Here is a 22,385-nt window from a genome sequence, read left to right on the forward strand (position 1 = left end):
CGTCTCGATGACGAGCCCGTCCGAGCGTGCCGATGCGATCGAGACGATCCGTCTCCGGCCGGCCGGCCATGACGACCTCGACGCCGTGGTCACCGTGTTCCGGTCCTGCTGGTCGACGTCGTACGCGCCGGTCATGCCCCCGGCACTGGTCGCCGCGATGACGCCCGAACGCGCACGATCGCTGTGGTTCCGGGCGCTCCGCGAGGCGGCGCCGGGCGAGATCGTCGTCGCCGTCCGAGACCGGGCGATCGTCGGGGTCACCCGCTGGGCGGTGCCCGGCACGGCGGCGCCGGGCTGGGTGCACTCGTTGTATGTCGATCCGGCGTCGCAGGGCCTCGGCGTCGGGCGCCTCTTGCTTGGCGCCGCCGAGCAGGCCATCGCAGGCGCCGGCGCCTCCGCGGCCCGCCTGTGGGTGTTCGCCGCCAACGCGCCCTCGCGCCGGTTCTACGAGGCGCGCGGTTGGTCGGCCGACGGCACCACGCGCGTCGAGGCCGAGTTCGGCGAGCCGGAGATCGGGATGGCCAAGGAGTTGACCGGGCGATGAACGCCGAGTCGCTTGCCGCGCTCGTCGACGAGGTGGTCGCCGCATCCCCGCCGGGATCGACGCCGCCCGCCGGAGTCGCTGTCGGCGTGGCCACGAGAGACGGCGGCCCCTTGCGCATGGCGACGATCGGCTGGCGGGACGCCGACGCTTCCCTGCCGCTCACCGACACCACCCGTCACGATCTGGCGTCGGTGACCAAGGTGGTCACCACGGCGTGCCTGATGACACTGGTCTCTGCCCGCGCCGTCGATCTCGACGACGAGGTGCAGCACTTCCTGCCCGCCGCCCACAGCGGCATCACCGTTCGCGACCTCCTGCTCCATCGGGGCGGGCTGTGGGAGTGGTACCCGTTGTACGCGGCCGTCGACGACCCGACGGACGTCGATGCGGTCCATGCCTTCGTCGATGCCCTGCCGGGCCGGTACCCGCGCGGCCAGGCCCGCCACTACTCGGACCTCGGGTTCATCCAGCTCGGCCGCATCGTCGCCGCGGCGGCCGGCTCGTCGCTGCCCGACGCCGTCGCCGAGCTGATCGCCTTCCCGCTCGGTCTCCGGTCGTTGCGGTACGGCAGCCCGGACGACGCCGACGACGTGGCGACCAGCGCCCTCGACGATCGTGTCGAGATGACGATGCTCGACACCGGCGAGCCGTACGCGGTGCCGTTCCGCAGCTCCGACTTCGCCGGCTGGCGCACCGCGCCGGTGACGGGCTCCGTCAACGACGGCAACGCCTTCCATGCCCTCGGCGGCGTGTCGGGACACGCCGGTCTCTTCGCCACCGTCGACGACCTTGCCACGCTGGGCGCCGCCCTCGCCGCAGCCGGCGAGCACGACGACCTCTGGGCGCCGCCCGTGGTTGCCGAGTTCTACCGGCCCGGCCCGGACACCGGCCAGTCGCTCGGCTTCCGTCGGTACTCCGTTCCCGACGTCGACACCGATGTCCTCGGCCACACCGGCTTCGTCGGCACGGGCATCGGGTTCGTGCCCGACGCGGGCATCGCGGCGGTGCTGGCGAGCAACCGGTTGGTCACGTCCGGCACCCCGGTCTCCTCGGTCGACCTGTGGCACGCCGTACTGAACCAGACGCTGCACGGAGACGGCGATGGCTGACCCCGTGCTCAGCATCCGCAACCTGTCGGTCACGTTCAGCACCCCGTCGGGGCCGATCGACGCCGTGCGCGACGTGTCGATCGACATCGCTGCGAGCCAGACCGTCGCCGTCGTCGGGGCGTCCGGCTCCGGAAAGTCCACGACCGCGGCGGCCGTCAACCGGCTCCTGCCACCGAACGCCCGCATCACCTCGGGGTCGGTGTGGTTCAACGGCACCGATCTGGCCACCGTGCCGGCCCGCCAGATGCAGCGCATCCGCGGCGCGCAGATCGGTCTCGTGCCGCAGGATCCGATGTCGAATCTCAACCCGATGATGCGGGTCGGCAACCAGGTGGCCGAAGCCCTCGAGGTGCACGGCATCGCCGCCGGCACGGCAGCCCACGCCCGGGTCGTCGAGCTGCTCGATCTCGTCGGCATCCCCGACGCCGCCCAGCGAGCCAACCAGTACCCCCACGAGTTCTCCGGTGGCATGCGCCAGCGAGTGCTCATCGCCATCGGCCTCGCGTGCCGGCCCCAACTCCTCATCGCCGACGAACCGACCTCGGCGCTCGACGTGACCGTGCAGCGGCGGATCCTCGACCAGCTGGCCGAGCTCACCGAAAAGATGGGGACCGCCCTGTTCCTGATCACCCACGACCTCGGGCTGGCGGCCGAACGAGCCGACCACGTGGTGGTGATGAACGAGGGCGCCGTCGTCGAGGCCGGCGAGGCCGCAGCGATCCTCGGCGATCCCCAGCACGAGTACACCCGCCGCCTCCTCGCCGCCGCACCGAGCCTGTCGTCGGCCTCGATGCTGCCGGATCCGTCGCCCGGCGAGGCGCCCGACGGCCGATCACCGGATGATGAGGCGCCGCTGGTCACCGTCGACGGTCTCGTCAAGACGTTCCCCATCCGAGGCCGGGGCCTCGACGCCCCCACCGACTTCACGGCCGTGGACGACGTGGCGATCACGATCCCACGTGGGTCGACCGTGTCGATCGTCGGTGAGTCGGGCTCGGGCAAATCGACGATGGCCAACCTCGTCCTCGCCCTCGACCACGCGACCGCCGGGTCGATCACGTTCGACGGCGCCGACGTCACGGCGATGGACCGCCGGGGCCTGTTCGCCCTGCGGCGGCGGGTGCAGCCCGTGTTCCAGAACCCCTTCGCCTCGCTCGACCCCCGCTACACGGTGGAGCGGTGCATCGCCGAGCCGTTGCGCGTGCACAAGATCGGGACCAAGACGGGCCGGCGCGCCGCCGTGGCCGATCTGCTCGAGCAGGTCGCCCTGCCGGCCGGCCTCGCCGGGCGGTTCCCCCACGAGCTGTCGGGCGGGCAGCGCCAGCGGGTCGCCATCGCCCGGGCGCTCGCCCTCGAGCCCGAGCTCATCGTCCTCGACGAGGCCGTGTCGGCGCTCGACGTCCTCGTCCAGGCGCAGATCCTCGCCCTGCTCACGGAGCTGCAGCAGGAGCGCCGGCTCAGCTATCTGTTCATCAGCCACGACCTGGCCGTCGTGCGGATGATCTCGCACCACGTGTACGTGATGCAGCGCGGACGCATCGTCGAGCACGGCACGCCGGCGGCCATCTTCGACGATCCTCAGCACGACTACACCCGCGAACTGCTCGCCGCCATCCCCACCCCCGCCCACCGCTGAACCCCGGGGCCCAGATTCTCAGGCGTCGTTCGTCGCGTTTCGGGCGCTCGAGTCGCTCTGGTGGGTTCTGAACGGTGGAAGTGCGTACGGGGTGGGCCTCGGGGAGCGCGCTGGGTCGGCACTTCGGCAGGGCCGTCGGGCCTCTCTCGTCTTCTGCTGGCCGGAGGTTGGGCAGGTTCGCCGGTGACGGCTGCTGCTCCGAAGGTGAGGTGATCGACGTCGGTGGCCGGGTGGAAGCTGGACAACGTCGAGAATCTGGGGCTCGATCGTGCCATTCGGTGACCTGGGGCTGGATCGTGACGAAAACCGTCACGATCCAGCCCGCGAAGTATCCCCACGAGCCGCGCCGGCGTCGAGACCCCGAGGTATGTGACGGAGATTGCGGAACCGCAACCGGCGACCCAAACCGCCCCGTCACACCGACACGGTGCCGGCGCCCGACGACCGACGACGGCACTCCAGCCTCACGAGCAGACAATCGTGCCGCAGCACAGCGAACACACCCGTACCCGACCCACAGGTCCGACAGGTTCGTCGCGGTTTCGCGACCGTGGCGGTACAGGAATTCCGGAAGCGGGGCAGCGGGGGTGGAGGGGTGGGTTGAGCGGGCGCCGATTAGCCTGCGGTCGGGATGGGACTCCGCGACCGATTCTTCACTCCCAAGACGGCGAAAGCCCTGCTGTCGTGGCGGATTCCGGTGGCGGCCGCGGTCGGCGTCGTCCTCGGGCTGATCGGTGTTCCGTGGGTCGGCGCGATCGTGATCGGCGTGGCCTTCTACGCCGGATCGGTGCTGCTGGCGATGCCCAAGCAGAAGCGGGCGACTCCCGTCGACGCCTTCGCCCTCAGCGAGCCGTGGCGGCAGTTCGTGCAGAGCGCGAACCGGTCGCGCCAGGCGCTGCAGGCCACCGTGCGGGGGATCGCCGACGGGCCGCTGAAGGAGCGCCTCGGTGACATCGTCGCCCGTCTCGAGCAGGCCGTCGACGAGAGCGGCGCCGTCGCCACACGTGGCGACGCCATCGACGACGCCGTGAACCGCATCGACCCCGTGCGCCTCCGCTCCCGCCTGGCCACCCTCAGGGAGCAGGCGGGTGCCGAGTCGGGCAACGTGGCCGAGGCCATCGCCTCGGTCGAGAGCCAGCTCGCCAGCGCCGACCGCCTCAAGGCGCTCTCGGCCAGCACCGCCGACCGCCTCCGGCTCACCCAGGCCCGGCTCGACGAGCTCGTCGCCCGCGCCGCCGAGGTGAGCGTCGGCACCAAGGACAGCGCCACCTACGCCCACGACGTCGACTCGCTCGTCGTCGAGCTCGAGGCCATGCGCCAGGCCGTCGCCGAGGTGGAGCAAGCTTCGTCGTGAACGGCAAACGCGCCGCCGCCGCGCTCGTGGCCGTGGCGCTCGTCGTCGTCGCCTTCGTCGTGCGCGGGGCGCTCGACGACGACGGGTCACAGGCAGCGCCGACCACCACCGTCGCCGCCACCCCCGACGGATCCGGTCCGATCGGCACCGACGCCACGACGCCGGCCGAGCCGGAGGCGACCGAACCGCCGACGGCATCGAGCGTCGTCTGCATCACCGAGTTGGCGAGCGTGTGCGAAGCGATCGGCGACGCCTTCCCCGACCTGAACGTTCGGGTCGAGGCGGCTGGGACGACGCTCGACCGTCTCGCCGCTCTCGACGATCCAGCGGCGGCACCGATCTGGGTGACCGCCGACCCGTACCCGGCGATGGTCGACACCGCCCGGCGCGACGCCGACCCGATCGGCTACTCCGGCACGCCGGTCGGTGCGTCGGCCCTGGCGGTGGCCGTGCCCAAGCCGCGCGCCGCAGCCACGGCGCCGGCGACCGCGGCAGGGACGAGCGTCACCCCCGACACCGCAGCCGACGACACAGCAGCCGACGACACAGCAGCCGACGACACGGGCACGGAGGCCGGTGCGCCCACGGGCCGGGCCGACGTCCTGGCGAGCGGCTGTGCCGACGACGCGCTGTGGGCCTGCCTCGGCAACCACGCCGGGGCGGCGTGGACCGATCTCGGCGGCGAGGCGTCGTGGGGCGCGATCCGCCCGTCACTCGGTGACGTGCCCGATTCCGCCCTCGGGTTGCTGTCGTTCGCCGCCGCCGTCTCCGGGTACACCGGCGTCGCGTCCCCGACCGCGTTCGACTGGGAATCCGACAGCACGTTCGTCGGCTGGGCGCGCCGCCTCGTCCGCCAGAGTGAGCGGGCTCCCGACACGGCTGGAACGCCGCTCCGCACCATGGCGACCAGGGCGAGCGCCCTCGACGTGGCCGCCACGGCCGACTTCGAGCTCGCCGCCCTCGGCACCTCCGGCGACCGATTCGAGCTGGTCTATCCTCGGCCGGACATGTGGTTGCACGCCGTGGTCGCCGCTCCGGCCGGTGTGGCCGCGCCCGCCGACCTCGCGGCGATCGTCACCGACGCGCTGACCGCCGCCGACTGGAAGCCGGCCGCGGCGGCGACGACCCCGGCGCCCAGCGCCGCCACGATGCTCGCACTCCGCGCCCTTTGGGAGGCCCAATGAACCCCACCGCCCGTCGTGCCCTCGCCGCCGCCGGCCTGCTCGCGGTCGGCGCCGTCGCCGCCGCCCACTCCCCCGCCGGCGCCCGCGCCCCACAGGGTGACGGGTGCATCGTCGTCGACATGGCGGTGAGCAGCGAGAAGATCACCCTCCTCACCGAACTGGCCGAGGAGTTCAACGACTCTGGCGCCGAGGTCAACGGCGACTGCATCGTGATCGCCCCGCGAAGCGTCGCGTCGGGCCTCGCCGCGTCGCTGATCCCCGAGGGCTGGCCCGACCCTGACGTCAACGGCGAGCCACCGGTGATCTGGTCGCCGGCGGCGTCGGGCTGGGGCGCGATCGTCAACGAGCGAGCCGGCGAGGAGCTCGCCCCGGCCGGCACACCGTTCATGCTCACGCCGCTCGTCATCGCCATGCCCGAACCGATGGCCGACGCACTCGGCTACCCGGAAACGCCGATCGGGTTCGCCGACCTCGTCGCCCTGGCCCAGAATCCTGAGGGCTGGGGAGCGTTCGGCCACCCCGAGTGGGGCCCGTTCCGCCTCGGCAAGACGAACCCCAACTACTCGACGAGCGGGCTCAACTTCACCGTCGCCGAGTACTACGCGGCCACGAACACGACGACCGGACTGAGCACCGAGGACATCGGGAGCCCCGAGGCCGTGGCGTTCGCCACCGACATCGAGTCGGCCGTCGTCCACTACGGCGACATCACGATGACGTTCCTCAACAACTGGTTCGCCGCCGACCGTCGGGGCACGGCGCTCACCTACGTCAGCGCCGTCGCCGTCGAGGAGAAGAGCGTCATCGACTACAACCTCGGCGACCCCGACGGCGTGCTCGCCCCGGGCGAGGAGCTGCGCCCGCCGCGCATCCCGCTCGTGGCGATCTACCCGTCCGAGGGCACGCTCTACTCCGACAGCCCCTTCATCGTGCTCGACACGGAGTGGGTGGACGACGCCGAGCGTGACGCCGCGGCGATGTTCGAGGAGTTCGTGCAGCGCCCGGAGAACCAGGCGAAGGTCCTCGAGTACGGATTCCGCCCGAACAACCCCGACGTCCCCTTGGCCGATCCGATCTCGCTGGAGAACGGCGTCGACCCCGACCAGCCGACCGCCGAGCTCGACGTGCCCGACCCCGCCGTGCTCGTCGAGATCCTCGACTCGTGGGCCGCTCTCCGCAAGGAGGCCCGCGTCATGCTGCTGCTCGACGTGTCCGGCTCGATGGGCGACCCCGCCGGACCCGACGGCGAGACGAAGCTCGACCTCGCCGTCGCCGCCGCGCTCGGCGCGCTCGACGACTTCAAGGACACCGACCAGGTGGGCCTGTCGGTGTTCAGCACCGACCTCGGTGGCGACGACCCCAACTTCCGTGAGGTCGTCCCGATCGGCCCGATGAGCGAGACCCGCGAGCAGATCGCCGATGCCCTGCAGCAGCAGTTCCCGGTGGCCGGCACACCCCTCTACAACGCCACACAGACGGCGTACGAGACCATGCTCGAGACCTACGACCCGGCGCAGATCAACGCCGTCGTCGTGCTGAGCGACGGCCAGAACGACGACGAGAACCCGGACGACGACGATGCCGAGTTCCAGGAGCTGATCGCCGCGCTCGAGGAAGGCAGCGAGGGCAGCCAGTCCCGGCCGGTCCGCGTGTTCACGATCTCGTACGGCGAGGGCGCCGACACCCAGGCCCTGCGCACGATCAGCCAGGCCACCAACGCGGCCACCTACAACTCGAGCAACCCGGCGAGCATCAACCAGGTCTTCACAGCAGTCATCTCGAACTTCTAATGAAGCGTTCCCCACAGGCGTGTCGCCGAGGCTCAGTGGCCACGCAGGCCGGCGCGCCGGCACCCTCCGCTAGCGCTCCGGGCACCTACCCGATCGGACCTCGGGACGCTCGCTGGCGCTCGCTGATCTCCGGACAGGCCACATCACGTGTCTAGATCGTTCAGGGATCGGTTCTTCACGCCCAAGGTGGCGGAGGCGATGATGTCCCCGCTCGGCATCGTGCTCGCCGGAGCCGGGATGGCCGCCGGTGTCGTCGCCGGGGCTCCGATCGCCCTCGCCGCCGGCATCGGCGCGCTCGCCTGGGGTGGACGGGTCGCCGCCGCCATCCCGCGCGACAGCACCGAACGTGTGCAGCCCGAGCGCCTCAGCGAGCCATGGCGCGGCTACGCCCAGGGGGCCCAGAACGCCAAACAGCGGTTCGACCAGGTGGTCGCCGACGTTTCGCCCGGTCCGTTGCGGGACCGCCTGCTCCGGCTCTCGGCACGTCTCGACGACGGCATCGGCGAGTCGTGGCGCATCGCGAGACGGGGCCACGACATCGTCGCCGCGATCGGCAAGATCGACACGCAGTCGGCGGCCGCCGAGCTCCACGAGCTGCGGCGATCGGGGGCCGTGGACACGCCGGCGGGCGCCCAGACGGCGAAGGCCCTCGAGGCACAGCTGGCGTCGGCCGAGCGCCTCGTCGCCCTCGCCGACCGCAGCCGCGACCGGCTCCGCCTGCTCGACGCCCGCTTCGACGAGCTGATCGCCCGTACGGTCGAGGTGAGCGTCGGCACCGGCGACTCGGCCGGGCTCGGCGAGGACGTCGACGAACTCGTCAACGAGCTCGAGTCGCTGCGCGTCGCGATGGAGGAGACGGCCCAGGCGGGTGGCGAGAGCACCCCGGCCGCCGGAGTCTGATGACACACGCCGGCGACGAGCGCTCGGCCCCGCATCGCCGGAATCGATCGGAGGGCTTCGACGGAGGCGACCCGCTGAAGACGGGGATCGTCGATCGCACCGAGCTCGATGCCCTGCTCGCCGCTCCGTCGCTGGAGCCGATGTCGGGCGCCGACAGTACCGCTGGCGTCGATCTGGAGCGGTCGGCGCTCGCTCGTCTCGAGGACCTCGGCGACTCCCTCGAATGGCGGCGTGAGCGAGCGGCCCGGCGCGCGCCCCGAGCGGGTCGCGCCAAGGGCGTCGCGCCCGCCCGGCCCACCGCGGGCGGCGGCATGCTGCGCAACAACCTCGTCGTCGCGTCGGGAACGATGCTGTCGCGCATCACCGGGCTGCTGCGAGTGGTCGCGCTGACCGCCGTGCTCGGATCGGGGGCCCTCACCGACGCGTACCTGATCGGCAACGAGACGCCGAACATCGTCTACGAGCTGCTGATCGGCGGCGTCCTGGCGGCCACGCTCGTGCCGCTGTTCACGTCGTACCTCCGCGAGGACTCCAAGGAGTCCGAGGAGGCGACCAACGTCGTGATCACGGCGACGTTGATGGCGCTGACCGCACTGACGCTCATCGCCGTGCTCGCCGCGCCCTTGATCTTCCGGCTCTACACGCTGAACGTCGAGGAGGGTGTCGATCCCGACCTCCTTCGCCACGTCGGAACCGACCTCACCCGGATCTTCCTCCTGCAGATCTTCTTCTACGGAGTGAGCGGGCTGCTCAGTGCCTACCTCAACGCCCGGCGGCAGTTCTTCGCCGCAGCCTGGGCCCCGATCGTGTCGAACCTGATCATCATCGGCACGCTGCTGACGATCCCCAGCGGTGGCCACGACCTCGCCGAGGTGGTCACCGACCGTCGCCTGCGCCTCACGCTCTCGCTCGGGACCACCGTCGGCATCGCCGCCATGGCCGGCGTCCTGGTGGTCGTCGCCGCGCGATCGGGTCTGCGCTTCCGGCCGACGTTCCAGCCCCACCACCCGGCGCTCAAGCGACTCCGTTCGCTGTCGGCGTGGACGCTCGGCTACGTGATCTCCAACCAGGTCGTCGTGGCCTTCGTCCGCAACCTCGCCGACCCGGGATCGGGCGACGCCACGGCGTACCTCCAGGCTTACACGTTCTTCGTCCTCCCCCACGGCCTGCTCGCCGTCTCGATCGCCACGACGTTCGAACCCGACATGGCCCGCGCCGTCAGCGCCAAGGACCGCAACGCGTTCAACAGCCAGGCGTCGCTGGGCATCCGGCTCGTCGCCCTTTTGACGATCCCCGCCAGCGTGGCGATGTTCGTGCTCCGCCGACCGATCATCGGCCTCGTCCTCCAGCGTGGCGAGCTCAGCGACGCGGCCGCGCTCAACGCGTCGCGGGCCCTCGGCGGGTTCGCGCTCGGGCTGGCCGGCTTCTCGGTCTACCTGTTCACGCTCCGCGGCTTCTACGCCCACAAGGACACGCGCACGGCGTTCATCATCAACGCCGGCCAGTGCCTGATGAACGTGGTATTCGCCATCCTTTTCGTCCGCTGGTGGGGCGTGCTCGGCCTCGGCGCCGCCCTCGCCCTCTCCTACCTCCTCGCCGCGCTGTGGGCCCTCCAGGTGCTCACGTACAAGGTGCGCGAGTTCCCCCTGCGGGCGACGCTGCAGAGCATCGGGCGGATGGCCGTCGCCGGCGCCCTGGGCGGCGAGGCCGCCTGGTTCGTCGCCCGCCACGTCGGGTCGAACACCGGGATGGAGGCTGTCGCCCGCATGCTCGCCGGCAGCGTGGTGGGCCTCGCCGTCTACGTCGGCGTGCTCTCCGTGCAGGGAGCGCCAGAGCTGAACTCGGTGAAGCGGGTCATCGACCGCCGCCGCGGCGCCGCCGCCTGAGCTCGGGCGACGACGATCGTGTCCGAAACGTTCTAGCCACCAGAGTTCGACAGGAGTACCGTCGGGAACATGAGTTCGTACGACGACTTCCTCGCGCTCCACGTCAAGGGCCGCCCCCTCCTCCTCGCCAACGCGTGGGACGTCGGCACGGCCAAGGCCTTCGCCTTCCTCGGCTACCAGGCCATCGCCACCACCAGCGCCGGGCACGCCGCCGTGCTCGGCCGCCTGGACGGGGCCGTCACCCGGGACCAGGCGATCGCCCACGCCGCCGAGCTGTCGGCGGCCACCCCACTCCCCGTCAACGCCGACCTCGAGAACTGCTTCGCCGACGACCCGGCCGGTGTCGCCGAGACGATCCGCCTGGCCACCGCCGCCGGCATCGCCGGAGGGTCCGTCGAGGACTACAACCCCACCGAGCAGGCGATCTACGACCTCGGGCTGGCCACCGAGCGGGTCGCCGCGGCCGCCGATGCGGCCCATTCCGGCCCCGACAAGTTCGTGCTCACGGCGAGGGCCGAGAACCACATCCGCGGTGTCACCGACCTCGGCGACACGATCGCCCGCCTGCAGGCGTACCAGGAGGCCGGCGCCGACGTGCTCTACGCGCCCGGCCTCACGTCGGCCGATGACATCGTCAGCGTCGTCAGCTCGGTGGACCGGCCGGTGAACGTGCTCGCCCTGCCCGGCGTGCCGCCGGTCGCCGAGCTCGCCGCGATCGGCGTCGGACGCATCTCGGTCGGCAGCGGGTTCTCGCTCGTCGCCTACGGCGCCGTCGCCACCGCCGCCAAGGAACTGCTGGAGGACGGCACGTACGGCTTCTGGGACACCGCCAAGGCCGCCGGCGCCGTGCGCGGCGCCTTCGACGAGTAGATCGCTGCCCGCCGGGACGCGAACTGGGCGCGATCCGTGTCGGCCAGCGACACGAATCGCGCCCAGATCCCCAAGGGGACGGCGGGTCAGCTCAGTTCGCTGATCCCTCGGCCGGCGTCTCCTCGGCAGCAGGTGCCTCCGTCGCCGGCGTCTCTTCGGCGGCCGGAGCGGTGGCTGCGCCGGACTCGAGGCCGAGCTCGGAGCGCAGCTGGCTGAGCCGGCTCTGAGCCTCGACGTTCGCCGTCGCCTGCTCCACCTCGAGCACGCGCGACTCGACCGACGTCTCGTTGAGCTCGGACGTCGCCTTGGCCTTGGCGTAACGGGCCTGGATCTTGTCCTCGACCTCCTTGAACGTGGGGACGTCCGCGCCGATGGTCTCGTTCAGCGAGGCCATCGCCGAGTTCATCTCCTCCTGCATCTTCGCCTGGTCGAGCTGCGACAGCAGCTTCGACTTCTCGGCGATCTTCTCCTGCAGGATCCGCGAGTTCTGCGCGACCGCCGCCTTCGCCTGGTCGGAGGCCTGTGCCGACTCCAGCACCAACGACTTGAGGCTCTCGACGTCCTTTTCGACCTGGATCAGCTGGTTGGCGATCGTCTCGGCGGCCGTGTTGTACTGCGTCGCCTTGGCCGCGTCGCCGGCCTTCTCGGCGTCGGCCGCCATGATGAGGGCCTGGCGGGCGTTGGCGTTGAGCTTCTCGAGCTCCTCGAGCTTCTTGTTGAGGCGGATCTCGCTCTGCTTCTGGTTGGCGATGACGTTGGCTGCCTGCTCCTTGAGCCGGACGTGCTGCGACTGGGCCTCGCCGATCGCCTGCTCGAGCTGGATCTTGGGGTCAGCCTTCTCGTTGAACGACCCGGTGAGCTTGGCCGTCAGGTACTTCCACCACTTCCGGAAGAGCTTGAACATGAGAGCGGATGCTACTGGAGGCGGCGGTCGGACGGGTCCGGGCCCATTTCGGGCGTGATCGACTGCGGCCACCGCGCCTGACGGGATGTCTGGCACATCCCGTGAGACGCGGGGTCAGGGGAGCATGACGAGGTCATCGCGGTGGATGACCTCGTGGACCATCCCGTCGGGGAGGTCGCTGGTGCGCAGGCCGGCCACCTTGCGCAATTGTGCCGACTCGACGAACACCATGCCTTTGGCGAACGCCGTACCGTCGGGTCCGACCACCGACACCGTGTCGCCCTCACCGAACGAGCCCTCAACCCCGGTGACGCCGGCCGGGAGCAGGCTGGTCTTGCGTTCCACCAGCGCCCGGCGGGCACCGTCGTCCACCCGCACCGCGCCGGCGACGCGTGCGGCGAAGGCGATCCACAGCTTGCGGGCGCCGAGCTTCCGGCGGCGGGCCTCGAAGCGGGTCCCGACCGGTTCACCCGCCACTGCCCCGGCCAGCACCCCGGGGCGGGCGGCGTTGGCGATCACGGTCGGCACACCCGACCACGACGCGATGCGGGCGGCTTCGAGCTTGCTCGCCATGCCGCCGCTCCCCCGTCCGCTTCCGCCGCGGCCGGCGGCGATCGACAGCAGCGGGTCGTCGACGCGCACGGAGGTCACGAGCGAGGCCGTGGCATCGATCCGCGGATCGGCCGTGAACAATCCGTCGAGGTCCGTGAGCAGCACGAGCAGCGACGCCGCCAGGTTGTGGGCGAGGAGGGCGCCGAGACGATCGTTGTCGCCGTAGCGGATCTCGTCGGAGGCGATCGCGTCGTTCTCGTTGATGATCGGCACGGCGCCGATCTCGAGGAGGCGGGTGAGCGTGCGCCGGGCGTGCAGATATTGCCGGCGGTCGACGAAGTCCTGGGGGACGAGCAGGGCCTGGGCGGGCACGAGCCCGTGGCGCCCGAGCGCTGTGTCCCAGCTGCGCATCAGGCGCGGTTGACCGGCGGCCGAGATCGCCTGCAGCGTCTGCACGTCGGTGGGCCGCTCCGCCAACCCGAGCGCGGCCACGCCGGCGGCCACGGCCCCCGATGAGACGACCACGACGTCGTAGCCGGCGCCGCGCAGGGCGGCGACCTCATCGCTGATCTTGCCGATCGCCCCCTCGTCGATCACCCCACGCTCGTCGGTGAGCGACGACGTCCCGATCTTGACGATCACCCGAGAAGCAGCCATGGCGTCATCAATCCTGCCAGCTCAGCCCCTCGGCCGACCGGTTCCGTTCAGGCCGCTAGTGGTCTGTCGTCGAGTTGGTGAGGTGGATCGCGCCGCTGGGCTCGCCGCTGGCAAGGCGCGAGGACGAAGGAATACACCCAGTCTTTCGAGGACGAGCAACGCAGCCAGCGGCGAGATCCAGCAAGCGAGACACCCTTACCAATCCGGCGACAGAACACTAGGCGCGGTAGTCGAAGGAGAATTCGCCGATCCAGACGACGTCGCCGTCGACCGCGCCGGCCTTGGCGAGCAGCTTGTCGACGCCGAGACGCTCGAGCCGGTGGCTGATGTAGGCGGTGGCATCGGCCGTCGACACGTCGTTGAGGGCGACGACCCGCTCGACGTCGCGACCGGTGACCCGGAACTCGTGCTCGTCGATGCGCTCGACGACCGAGCCGGTGAGCACCGGGCGCAGGAGGACGACGCCTTCGCGCTCGGGCGTCCGCTTGCGGGCCTCGTCGACGGCGGCAGCAAGGGCGCCCACGACCGGGCGCACACCGTCGCCGGTGACGGCCGACATGACGAAGCGGTCGACGCCGTTGGCCTCGAAGTCGACGTCGGCCGGGTCGACGACGTCGGCCTTGGTGGCCACCACGACTCGAGGGCGTTCCAGCAGCTCGGGGCGGTACCGGCCGAGCTCTTCGAGCAGCACCCGCTCCTGCTCGGCCACCGAGATGCCCTCGAAGGCGACGGCGACGAGGTCGACCATGAGACACATCACGCGCGCCCGCTCGACGTGGCGGAGGAACTGGTGGCCGAGGCCCTTGCCCTCACTCGCCCCCTCGATGAGGCCGGGGATGTCGGCGACGACGAACTCGGTCTCGTCGTCGAGGCGCACCACCCCGAGGTTCGGTTCGAGCGTGGTGAACGGATAGTCGGCGATCTTCGGCTTGGCAGCCGAGATGACGCTGATGAACGTCGACTTGCCGACGTTCGGGAAGCCGACGAGGCCGACATCGGCCATCAGCCGCAGCTCGAGCTTCAGCCAGCGTTCCTCGCCGTGCTCGCCCTGTTCGGCGAAGCTCGGTGCCCGGCGCTTGTTGGAGAGGAACTTGGCGTTGCCCCGTCCGCCGCGGCCGCCGGCCGCCGCCAGCCAGCGGTCACCGTGGTGCAGCAGCTCGGCGAGGATGTCGCCGGTGTACATGTCGGTGACGATGGTCCCCTCGGGAACGGCGACGATCTGATCGGTGCCGCTGCGGCCGTGGAGGTCCTTGCCCTTGCCGTGCACGCCGTTGCCGGCCCGCCGGTGCGGGTGATCGCGGAAGGCGAGCAGCGAGGCCACGTTGTGGTCGGCGACGAGCCAGACGTCGCCGCCCTTGCCTCCGTCGCCGCCGTTGGGGCCGCCCATCGCGACAGGGCCCTCACGGCGGAACGAGACGCAACCGGCACCCCCGTCGCCACCCCGCACGTTGAGTTGGGACTCATCGACGAAGTGGGACATCGGGGCAGCCGGGGTTGACGGCCCTTGTGGGCCGTCAGCAATCAGACGGTGGCGTCAGCCGCAGCGTCGACGAGAGGATTCACGTCGACGACCTTGCGGCCCTTGCGCTCGCCGAACTTGACGGAACCGTCGACGAGCGAGAACAGCGTGTCGTCGCCGCCGATGCCGACGTTCTTGCCGGGGTGGAACTTGGTGCCGCGCTGGCGCACGATGATGCTGCCGGCAGTGATCTTGGTGCCGTCGTACACCTTCACGCCGAGGCGCTGCGCGTTGGAGTCACGCCCGTTGCGGGTCGACCCGCCACCTTTGGTCTTCGACATCTCGGTCCGTCCTTCTCGTGAGGTCTCGATCGGCGATCGCTACTTGGCGATCTTGACGATCTCGACGAGCGTGTACTTCTGGCGGTGCCCGTAGCGACGGCGGTTGTTGGTGCGCCGCTTGTAGGTGAAACCGTTGATCTTCGGGCCCTTGGCGGCGCCGAGGACCTTGCCGGTCACGGTGACGGACTTCAGTTCGTCGGGAGTGGCGAGCACCGTGTCACCATCGACGACCATCAGCGGAGTGAGGGTGATCTGGTCACCCTCGGCGGCGTCGAGCAGGTCGATGTTGACGTGCTCGCCTTCGGCCACCTTTTGCTGCGTGGCACCTGCGGAGATCACTGCGTACATAGCGACGTGCAATCCTAGCGGCGGGATGCCGGTTCCGGCACGAGGCGGTGGGCAGATCCCCGCAGGGGGAGAACAGGGGCGATCATGCGTGCAGTCAAACTCGTCGGACCGGGGACCATCGGCCTCGAGGACGTGCCCGTGCCCGAGCCGGGACCGGGCGAGGTCCGCATCAGGATCGGCGGCGCCGGCCTGTGCCACTCCGATCTCCACGTGCTCGACGCCGGTGAGCTGTGGCCGGTGTTCGGGTTCACGATCGGCCACGAGGGCTCGGGTTGGGTGGATGCCCTCGGGCCCGACGTCGAGGGTTTCGCCGAGGGCGATCCGGTCATCGTCATGCTCATCTGGAGCTGCGGGCGCTGCCGGGCGTGCCGCCAGGGCCGCGACAACGCGTGTCAGGTCACGGGGTCGCGGGATGCCGCACCGACGACGCCGGGGCTCGGGCCGGACGGCTCGATGGCGGACTACCAGATCGTGCCGGCACGGTTCCTCGAGCCGCTCGGCGGGCTCGACCCGGTGACCTCGGCGCCGCTCGCCGACGCCGCGTTGACGCCCATGCACGCCATCAACTCGGCGCGACGCCACCTCGCCTCCGGCTCGACGGCGGTCGTGATCGGGCTCGGTGGCCTCGGCCACCTCGGGCTGCAGATCCTCGCCGCCACCAGCGGGGCGCGGCTGATCGCCCTCGACGTGGACGAGGTCAAGCTCGACGCCGCCCGTCGCCACGGTGCTGATCTCGCGCTCCGCAGCGACGCCGATGCCGTCGGCCGCATCCTCGACCTCACCGACGGCTACGGAGCCGACGCCGTGTTCGACTTCGTCGGCGCTCAGGCGACCGTGGATGTGGCGACCGGCGTCGTCGCGCCGGAGGGGGCGATCCGGTTCGTCGGCCTGGGCGGCGGGACGTTCTCTTATGGGGCCACGGCATTCGGCCCGCTGCCGTGGGGCGTCGATGTGCAGAGCTCGTACGGCGGGACCCGTGCCGACTTCGTCGAGGTGCTCGCCCTCGCCCGGGCCGGCAAGGTCGGCGTGGACACCGTGCGCTACCCGCTCGACCAGGTGACCGTGGCGATCGACGACCTGCGGGCCGGGCGGGTGGCCGGGCGGGCGGTGCTCGTGCCCTGACGGGCGTCCGGGCCGAGCGCCCGGCGCGAGATGGTGCCACCCAGGCACCCTCTCGCGCGTCAGTCGAGCAGGGCGTGGTCGACGATGACGCCGCGGCCGTCGCAGACCTCGCACGTGGTGGAGAACTCCGTGAGGAGGCCCTCCCCGATCCGTTTGCGGGTCATCTCCACCAGACCGAGATCGGAGATCGAGAACACCTGCGAGCGGGTCTTGTCCCGAGCGAGGGCGTTGCGGAACACCTCCACCACCTTCTCGCGGTTCTCGCGGATCTCCATGTCGATGAAGTCGATCACGATGATGCCGCCGATGTCTCGCAAGCGGAGCTGCTTGGCGATCTCCTCGGCCGCTTCGAGGTTGTTGTGGAACACCGTCTCCTCGAGGCTCGACGTCCCGACGTTCTTGCCGGTGTTGACGTCGATCACCGTGAGGGCCTCGGTGTGCTCGATGATCAGGGAACCGCCCGACGGCAGCCACACCTTGCGGTCGAGCGCCTTGTGCACCTGCTCGTGCACGTGGTGGTACTCGAACAGGCTGAGTCCCTCAGCGCCGGCGTCGTAGTACTCGACGCGGTCGGCGAGCTCGGGATTGAACGCCGACACGTAGGCCTTGACGTCGTCGAAGAGCCGCTTCTCGTCGATGACCACACTGCGGTAGTCGGCGTTGAACTCCTCGCGAATGACCCGCACGGCGAGCTCGGGCTCGCGGTAGAGCAGCGTGGGCCCCTTGGCCTTGGCGGCCTTGGTGGCGATCTGTTCCCATTGGGCGAGCAGCAGCGTCATGTCGGCGGTGAGCTCGGCCTCGGTGGCATGCTCGGCAGCCGTGCGCACGATGAGGCCGTGCTCGGCCGGCTTGACCCGGTCGAGGATGCCGCGAAGCCGCTTGCGCACGTCGTCGGGGAGCCGCTTGGAGATGCCGTACGTCTTCGAGTTGGGGATGAGGACCACGTAGCGGCCGGGCAGGGAGACCTCTTGGGTGAGCCGGGCGCCCTTGGCCCCGATGGGGTTCTTGGTGACCTGGCACGTGATCAGCTGACGGGCCCGCAGGATGTTCTCGATCCGCGGGTCCTTCTGCTCGATGTCCTCGGCGTCGTACTGCACGTCACCGCGGTAGAGCACCGCGTTCTTCGGCGTGGCGATGTCGACGAACGCCGCCTCCATGCCGGGCAGGACGTTCTGCACGCGACCGACGTAGATGTTGCCGTGGATCTGGCTGATGTCGTCGGACGGACGTGACACGTAGTGCTCGATGAGGTTGCGTCCTTCGAGCACAGCGACCTGCGCCATGCCGTCACGGACCTGCACGCACATCAGGTAGCGGCCGATGGCACGCCCGTTGCGCTCCTGGCCGCCCCGTTCGGCGACGACCGCGGCATCGGCCGCCGAGCGCTCGGGGGTGGTGGACCGGCCACCGCGGCCCTTCTGCGAGGACTTGCGTCGCGTCGGGGTGGATTCGGCGGCGGGCGCGACCGTCGTCGCGGCCTCACCGCTGCCGCCGCCGGACCGGCCGCGACCACGACGGGACCCCTTGCGGGCCGGACCGGTGGTGGGTGTCACGTTGCCGTTGGTGGTGGCGTTGCCGTTGGTCCCAGCGGGCGGGCTGTCGCCTGCGGGCGGAGCCGGCCGCGTGTCACCGATCTGCGGCTTGCGGACCAGCGCCCGCTCGGCGGCTTCGCGCGACGCCCGGCCCTCGCGCATGGTGTCGGGAAGCTCGGGCTGCTCGTCACTGCCTCCGGCTGGCTTGGAACGACCCTTCCGTCCCCCGCCGGAGCGAGTGGACGTCGCCGACGACTGCTCGGGGCCGTCGGACGTGACGGCCGTCGTGTCAGCTTCCGCTGTGTCAGTGGACGCTGCGTCGTCGCCGACGGTTCCGTCGGCTGCCGCGCTGTCGCCCTCGCCCGGCGTACCGGCGCCTCGGCGGCGGCGCTGGCCGCCGCGGGAACCGCGGCGTCGCTTGCGTGCGCCGGGGGCCTCGCCGTCACCGGCTGCTGCCGACGTCGCCTCGCTGGCGCTCTCGGCGACCGGTGCCCCGGGGCCCTCGGCCGGCGAACCGGCGGTCTCGGCGGTCGGCGCTACCGCAGCGCTGCGATCGCTCGTCTCACTTGTCCCGCTCGCCGGCGACGTCGTCGTAGGACTGGTCGGCTCGAGCGCGTTCGCCGGGCCGGTCGTGGCCCCGGAGTCTGCGTCCATCGGATTCCCTTCTCACGCGACGGCGCCGTGGCCGTCGCCGGCCCGGGGACGGGCAGCGACCGCGATGTCGCGCCGGATCCTCCTGGCCAGTTGTTCGCCGTGGCCCCACACCCTGCAGCCGCGACGCTGCCGGACTCCCGGTGTGCGTCGTCGGGGGTGTTCCACCACATGATCGATCAAGGTTACCGCCTGTCGCCCCCGCATGGTCTGATGGCCGGACCCCTCAGGGAATCATCCCAGGTCAGCGGCGATCAGGTGCTGACGGCGACCGTGGGGAGGGTCGGCACCTCGGAGCCGCCGGCGGGTTCGACGGTGACGGCGAACACCGCAGTCGGCGACAGCTCGATGTCGGTCATCAGCGACTCGACGATCCCGTCGTCGTCGGGCCGGAAGGTCCCGACCGGCTCCATCTCGGCGCTTCCGGCCGGCTGTGTCCACAGCTCGTACACCTCGTCGTCGCCGAGCGTGGCGACGTCCTCGCCGATCATCACGGCGCGTTGTGTGGCCGGCGAGTAGACCACGTCGAGTTGGCCGATGTCCCCGGTGAGGATCAGCGTGACGGCACCGTCATCGTCGAGGACCGCGGCGATCTCGTCGGCACGGTCATCATCGAGCACGCGTGTGGCCACCGTGGCGCTGGCGACGACCACGACGACGGCGGCCGCCGCGAGCAGGACGTTCCTCCAGCGCCGCGACGACAGTGAGGTCACACCGGCGGGCGGCGCCGGCGGGGCGGGACTGGCTGGGTGCCGGCCGGCATCGTCCTCCCCCGGTCCCTCGCGATCAGCGGAGGCGGCCTCGGCGGCGATCGCCGCGAGCACGGCGGCGCGGACCGACGGCGGGGGCGTCTCGGCGACGGCGAGCGCCATCGTGGCTGCCGCGTCGCGCAGGTCGTCGAGCTCGGCGGCGAGGTCGGGCCGCTGGGCCAGGGCGGCGTGGAGCTCACGCTCCTCGTCGGGTTCGAGGGCGTGCACCGCGGCCAACGCGATCAGGGCGCGCAGCTCCTCATCGCCGGTCACGTCGCCGGCCATGTCGTCGCTCATGTCCCCGCCCCTGTCGCGGCGCGCAGGCGTATCAATCCGTCGCGGATTCTCGTCTTCACGGTTCCCAGGGCGATGCCGAGATGGTCGGCGATCTGTGCATGCGTGAGCCCATCGTAGAAGGCCAGTTCCAGCGCTTCTCGTTGCGGCCCGGGCAGCGCAGCCATGGCGGCCACGGCGCGGGCCCGCTCCTCCCCGGCGACGGCGACGTCTTCGGGGGTGGGCGGGGCAGCATCCACCGCCCGGGCGTCGCGGACGTTGCGATCTCGATGAGCCTGCTCGCTCCGCACCCGGTCCACCGCCCGCCGATGGGCGATCGTGACCACCCACGAGCGCACGCTGCCCCGACCGACGTCGAAGCGCGACGCCGTCCGCCACACCTCGACGAACACCTCCTGAGTGACCTCCTCCGACTGGGCCTGGTCCCGCACGACGCGGCGGACGACGCCGTACACCGTCGGCGCGAGGAGGTCGTAGAGATCGGCGAAGGCGGCCTGATCGCCATCGGCGGCGGCGGCGATGCAGCGATCGAGGTCGGGGTCGTCCATGGCAACCACCATCATGGCGCTTGCCGGCACCGACCGGGAACGTCGGACCGACGCGAACGACCGCGTTGCGACCCACGGCATCGGGGGTCGCAACGCGGTCGAGGTGATCATCGGACTGGCGGATCCGTCAGGCCGGCGGCATCAGCACGGAGTCGATGAGATAGACGGTGGCGTTGGCCGTGGGCACGTCGGCGCACTGCACCGCCGCCGCACCGCCGTTCACCACCAGCGTCTCGCCGACCTGGGCGACGGTGAGCTCGGCGCCGTTCACGGTGGCGAACGTGCCACCGGCGACGAGGTCGGCGCTGCTCACCTGCTCGGGAAGCACGTGATAGGTGAGGATCGACGTCAGCGTGTCGACATCTGCGAGCACGCCCTCGAGAGTGGCCGGGTCGATCTTGTCGAACGCCGAGTTGACCGGCGCGAAGACCGTGAACGGGCCGGGGCCGTTGAGCGTGTCTCCGAGGTCGGCGGCGGTGACGGCCGCGACGAGCGTGGTGAGCAACGGGTTGTTGCTGGCCGCGGTGCCGACCGCGTCGTCGGCCATTCCGGCGACGCTGCCCTCCCCGTCGGCGGGCACGGCGGCACACAGCGGGCCGGACGGGCCCGCCATCGTCATGTCGTCGGGCGGTGCCGTGGTGGCCGAGGCCGATCCGGCGGCGATGCCGGCGAGGGAGAGGGTGGCGATGGCGGCCACTGCGTAGCGGTGGGTCTTGCGGGACATCTGTCGTGCTCCTGATTGGGGTTGGATGGTTGTGGGCTGGACGGCGCCGCTACTCCACGATCACAACGATCTTGTGCAGCCCGGCGGCTCCGTCTGGCAGTGGTTCGGAGCGGTCGGCCGTCTGGATTGCCCCTTTTCGATCGATCGCCCTGACGGTGACGTCGTGGCGTCCCGGAGCAGCGTCCCAGGAGTACTTCCACTGCACCCACGTGTCGTTGCTCGGCACTCGCCCGAGCTCCGCGGGTCGCCACTCCCCACCATCGATCGACACCTCGACGGCGTCGATGCCGACCGTCTGCTCCCACGCGACGCCGGCCACCGGCACCGTGCCGGCGGCGACCTTGGCGAGCCCGCGGGGCGTGTCGATCCGGCTGGCCAGCTTGATCGGGGCCTTCGCCGCGTACCCGCGAGGCACCCAGTAGTGGTCGAACGAGTCGAACGTGGTCAGCTCGATCTCGGTGAGCCACTTGGTCGCCGAGAGGTAGCCGTAGAGGCCGGGCACGACGAGGCGGACAGGAAACCCGTGGGCGATCGGCAGGGGTTCGCCGTTCATGCCGACGGCGACGAGGGCGTCGCGGCCGTCGCGAACGACGTCGACGGGGAAGCCGCACGTGTAGCCGTCGACGGACCGGCCGACGACCTGGTCGGCGCCCTGCTGGATGCCGGCCTCGGCGAGAAGGTCGTCGAGCCGGCAGCCGAGCCAGCGGGCGGTGCCCACGTACTGGCCGCCGACCTGGTTGGACACGCAGGTCAGCGTGATGTCCCGTTCGACGAGGTCCCGGGCGAGAAGGTCCTCGTAGGTGAGCTCCAGCTCGCGGTCGATCATGCCCTTCACACGCAGGGTGTATCCGTCGGTCGGGACCTGCGGAGCGACGAGGGCGGTGTCGATGCGGTAGAAGTCGGCGTTCGGCGTGATGAAGGGACCGAGGCCGGCGACGCCGAGATCGGTACCTGCGGCAAGGGGCGGCAGCGGCTCGGCGGCAGCCGGAAGCTGGACCGCGCCGCGCGACTCGGACGCGGTGAATCGGCCGCCGAGCCGGCGACCCACTGCGGCGAGTGGCCCGACGGTGACGGCGAGGCCGGCGACCAGCGTGCCGCTGCGGCCGAGGAACTGCCGCCGGCTGGACAGCGCCGCCGCGTCGTCATCGGTGCGCGGCGGCCGGGCCAGGCTCCGGGCGACGACGACGAGGGTCGCCGACGCGGCGACGGCCCCGGCAAGGCTGGGCACGAC

At 71.1% G+C, this 22,385-nt stretch carries 20 protein-coding genes; 10 read left to right on the plus strand and 10 right to left on the minus strand.

The annotated features are described in order from the left end of the window. The first annotated feature begins 7 nt into the window (after positions 1-7). From DN771_RS16840 to DN771_RS16880, 9 genes are all read left to right on the plus strand, one after another. Positions 8-544 (plus strand): GNAT family N-acetyltransferase, encoded by a 537-nt coding sequence (locus DN771_RS16840; protein WP_116998701.1) that lies wholly within the window; start codon positions 8-10, stop codon positions 542-544. Next, positions 541-1,653 (plus strand): serine hydrolase domain-containing protein, encoded by a 1,113-nt coding sequence (locus DN771_RS16845; protein WP_116998702.1) that lies wholly within the window; start codon positions 541-543, stop codon positions 1,651-1,653. The genes DN771_RS16840 and DN771_RS16845 overlap by 4 nt, the downstream gene beginning before the upstream one ends. Next, complete coding sequence (locus DN771_RS16850; RefSeq protein ID WP_116998703.1) at positions 1,646-3,289, plus strand: dipeptide ABC transporter ATP-binding protein; 1,644 nt, start codon at positions 1,646-1,648, stop codon at positions 3,287-3,289. Before DN771_RS16845 ends, DN771_RS16850 begins: the two co-directional genes overlap by 8 nt. A 631-nt stretch (positions 3,290-3,920) precedes the next feature. Next, a complete protein-coding gene (locus DN771_RS16855) occupies positions 3,921-4,643 on the plus strand; it encodes a hypothetical protein (RefSeq protein WP_116998704.1) in 723 nt (240 codons plus the stop codon). Then, on the plus strand, positions 4,640-5,827 hold the full coding sequence (locus DN771_RS16860; RefSeq protein ID WP_116998705.1) for a hypothetical protein: 1,188 nt from the start codon (positions 4,640-4,642) through the stop codon (positions 5,825-5,827). The genes DN771_RS16855 and DN771_RS16860 overlap by 4 nt, the downstream gene beginning before the upstream one ends. Then, positions 5,824-7,617 carry an extracellular solute-binding protein gene (locus DN771_RS16865; protein WP_116998706.1) on the plus strand — a complete coding sequence of 598 codons (1,794 nt, stop codon included), beginning with the start codon at positions 5,824-5,826 and terminating at the stop codon, positions 7,615-7,617. Before DN771_RS16860 ends, DN771_RS16865 begins: the two co-directional genes overlap by 4 nt. A gap of 147 nt (positions 7,618-7,764) precedes the next feature. After that, positions 7,765-8,517 carry a hypothetical protein gene (locus tag DN771_RS29610; RefSeq protein WP_205528633.1) on the plus strand — a complete coding sequence of 251 codons (753 nt, stop codon included), beginning with the start codon at positions 7,765-7,767 and terminating at the stop codon, positions 8,515-8,517. Then, complete coding sequence (gene murJ, locus DN771_RS16875; RefSeq protein WP_162942045.1) at positions 8,517-10,403, plus strand: murein biosynthesis integral membrane protein MurJ; 1,887 nt, start codon at positions 8,517-8,519, stop codon at positions 10,401-10,403. The genes DN771_RS29610 and murJ overlap by 1 nt, the downstream gene beginning before the upstream one ends. Positions 10,404-10,472: 69 nt before the next feature. Next, entirely contained in the window at positions 10,473-11,273 is an 801-nt protein-coding gene (locus DN771_RS16880; RefSeq protein ID WP_116998709.1) for an isocitrate lyase/PEP mutase family protein, read from the plus strand. 91 nt (positions 11,274-11,364) lie between these two features. Here the strand turns inward: DN771_RS16880 and DN771_RS16885 are convergent, their stop codons facing one another. The 5 genes from DN771_RS16885 to rplU all read right to left on the minus strand — a co-directional run bounded on the left by DN771_RS16885 (position 11,365) and on the right by rplU (position 15,534). Continuing rightward, complete coding sequence (locus tag DN771_RS16885; protein WP_116998710.1) at positions 11,365-12,177, minus strand: PspA/IM30 family protein; 813 nt, start codon at positions 12,175-12,177, stop codon at positions 11,365-11,367. 114 nt (positions 12,178-12,291) lie between these two features. Further along, complete coding sequence (gene proB / locus DN771_RS16890; protein WP_116998711.1) at positions 12,292-13,386, minus strand: glutamate 5-kinase; 1,095 nt, start codon at positions 13,384-13,386, stop codon at positions 12,292-12,294. 217 nt (positions 13,387-13,603) lie between these two features. Then, positions 13,604-14,866 carry a GTPase ObgE gene (obgE, locus tag DN771_RS16895; protein ID WP_116998712.1) on the minus strand — a complete coding sequence of 421 codons (1,263 nt, stop codon included), beginning with the start codon at positions 14,864-14,866 and terminating at the stop codon, positions 13,604-13,606. Positions 14,867-14,907: 41 nt separating this feature from the next. Next, entirely contained in the window at positions 14,908-15,186 is a 279-nt protein-coding gene (rpmA, locus tag DN771_RS16900; protein ID WP_116998713.1) for a 50S ribosomal protein L27, read from the minus strand. Between the two features lie 39 nt (positions 15,187-15,225). Then, the gene (gene rplU, locus DN771_RS16905) at positions 15,226-15,534 is read right to left on the minus strand and encodes a 50S ribosomal protein L21 (RefSeq protein WP_116998714.1); all 309 of its coding nucleotides are present in this window, start codon (positions 15,532-15,534) and stop codon (positions 15,226-15,228) included. Between the two features lie 84 nt (positions 15,535-15,618). Here rplU and DN771_RS16910 point away from each other — a divergent pair, with 84 nt between their 5' ends. Continuing rightward, complete coding sequence (locus DN771_RS16910; protein WP_116998715.1) at positions 15,619-16,656, plus strand: alcohol dehydrogenase catalytic domain-containing protein; 1,038 nt, start codon at positions 15,619-15,621, stop codon at positions 16,654-16,656. A gap of 59 nt (positions 16,657-16,715) precedes the next feature. On the opposite strand, the gene DN771_RS16915 is transcribed toward DN771_RS16910, so the two are convergent. The 5 genes from DN771_RS16915 to DN771_RS16935 all read right to left on the minus strand — a co-directional run. Further along, positions 16,716-18,842, minus strand: coding sequence for an Rne/Rng family ribonuclease (locus tag DN771_RS16915; RefSeq protein WP_227462386.1), 2,127 nt, complete (start codon positions 18,840-18,842; stop codon positions 16,716-16,718). 251 nt (positions 18,843-19,093) lie between these two features. Beyond that, positions 19,094-19,885: an anti-sigma factor gene (locus tag DN771_RS16920; protein ID WP_193615379.1), complete on the minus strand. Its 792-nt coding sequence runs from the start codon at positions 19,883-19,885 to the stop codon at positions 19,094-19,096. Continuing rightward, positions 19,882-20,430 carry a sigma-70 family RNA polymerase sigma factor gene (locus tag DN771_RS16925; RefSeq protein WP_162942046.1) on the minus strand — a complete coding sequence of 183 codons (549 nt, stop codon included), beginning with the start codon at positions 20,428-20,430 and terminating at the stop codon, positions 19,882-19,884. The genes DN771_RS16920 and DN771_RS16925 overlap by 4 nt, the downstream gene beginning before the upstream one ends. A 127-nt stretch (positions 20,431-20,557) precedes the next feature. Then, positions 20,558-21,154: a fasciclin domain-containing protein gene (locus tag DN771_RS16930; RefSeq protein WP_116998716.1), complete on the minus strand. Its 597-nt coding sequence runs from the start codon at positions 21,152-21,154 to the stop codon at positions 20,558-20,560. 49 nt (positions 21,155-21,203) lie between these two features. Next, a partial coding sequence (locus tag DN771_RS16935) for a molybdopterin-dependent oxidoreductase (protein WP_116998739.1) occupies positions 21,204-22,385 on the minus strand: 1,182 nt, incomplete at its 5' end.

The organism is Desertimonas flava (assembly GCF_003426815.1).
In the GTDB taxonomy this organism is placed as follows: domain Bacteria; phylum Actinomycetota; class Acidimicrobiia; order Acidimicrobiales; family Ilumatobacteraceae; genus Desertimonas; species Desertimonas flava.